General features: G+C 61.7%; 1 protein-coding gene. It reads right to left on the minus strand.

Annotated elements, in window-relative coordinates; genetic code table 11:
- Window positions 1-16: 16 nt before the first annotated feature.
- Window positions 17-931, minus strand: coding sequence for an IS110 family transposase (locus tag AC2A1N_RS04585; protein WP_072168867.1), 915 nt, complete (start codon window positions 929-931; stop codon window positions 17-19).
- Between the last annotated feature and the right edge of the window lie 219 nt (window positions 932-1,150).

Genomic DNA, 1,150 nt, shown 5'->3' on the forward strand with positions numbered 1-1,150 from the left:
TGTAGCAACTGTCTTGTCAGGCGGAGGCCATCTGGGCCTCCGCGTCACGCTTGCGGGCGTTGAGGATCACCAGCATCTTGCGCATCACCGCGACCAGGGCCACCTTGCCCGGCTTGCCTTGGTTGACGAGGGATTCAAAGAATTCCTTGAGCCGGGGCTCATAGCGTTTGGCGGTCAGCGCTGCCATGTAGAGCGCTTCGCGTACAACGGCCCGGCCGCCGGTGATGCTCCGTCGTCCTTTCCAGTTGCCGCTTTCCCGGTTCATGGGGGCAACCCCTACCAAGGCCGCGATGGCTTTCCCACTTAGTCTTCCCAGCTCCGGCAGCTCGCAGGCCAGGGTTGCCATCAACACCGGGCCAGCGCCTTTGAGCTTGGCAAAGTCACGCCATCCTTCCTGCTCAGCCAAGAGCGCTGCGATGGTGGTATCGAGCTGCTTGATGGTTTTCTGGATCTCACGCAGATGCTGATTCAGCATGGAAATCAGGCTTGGTTCGCTGAACGCACGCATGCGCTGATGCTCGCTCACCCGCATCTGCACCAGATGGCGCCGACGCTGGCAGAGCTCACCCAGACGGCGCTGCCAGGCTGCTGGCGGGACGTAACGGGTCAGCTTGAGAACGTCGGCCATGTGAGCCAGAACCATGGCATCAATGCGATCGGTCTTGGCCTGCTTCCCGGTGGCTGAGGCGAAACTGCGACCACGGCCCGGGTTGATCCGCACCATCGGCAAGCCAGCTTCGTGCAAGGCGTCCAGTGCCTTCTGTTCATAGCCGCCGCTGGCCTCCAGCACGACCTGCTTGGCTGGCCACCGCTGCAGCCATCTGATCAGACTGGCCCAGCCCCGCTTGTTGTTCTTGAACTGACGGAAGGCCTGTTCATGGACGGCCACATCCAGATTCTCACCGCTGACATCGATCCCGATCCCAAACATGGGGCAACTCCGCTAGGCTGACAGGGTCGAGAGCTCCCCCCGCTTGCCCAGTCTTATCAGTACGAGTGCCAGCTCGATCAACTGTTCGGGCGGATCAGGGAGAAACCGGCGCGGAGATCCTTGCTACAGAGCGATCGAAAAGACCTAGAGCCGAACGGTCGTCCGCGCCGGGCTCTCGGCACCTAAGGTGCCAGAGTCGGAAGAGATAAGAGCCGAGCC

Source organism: Stenotrophomonas maltophilia group sp. SKK55 (genome assembly GCF_057179845.1).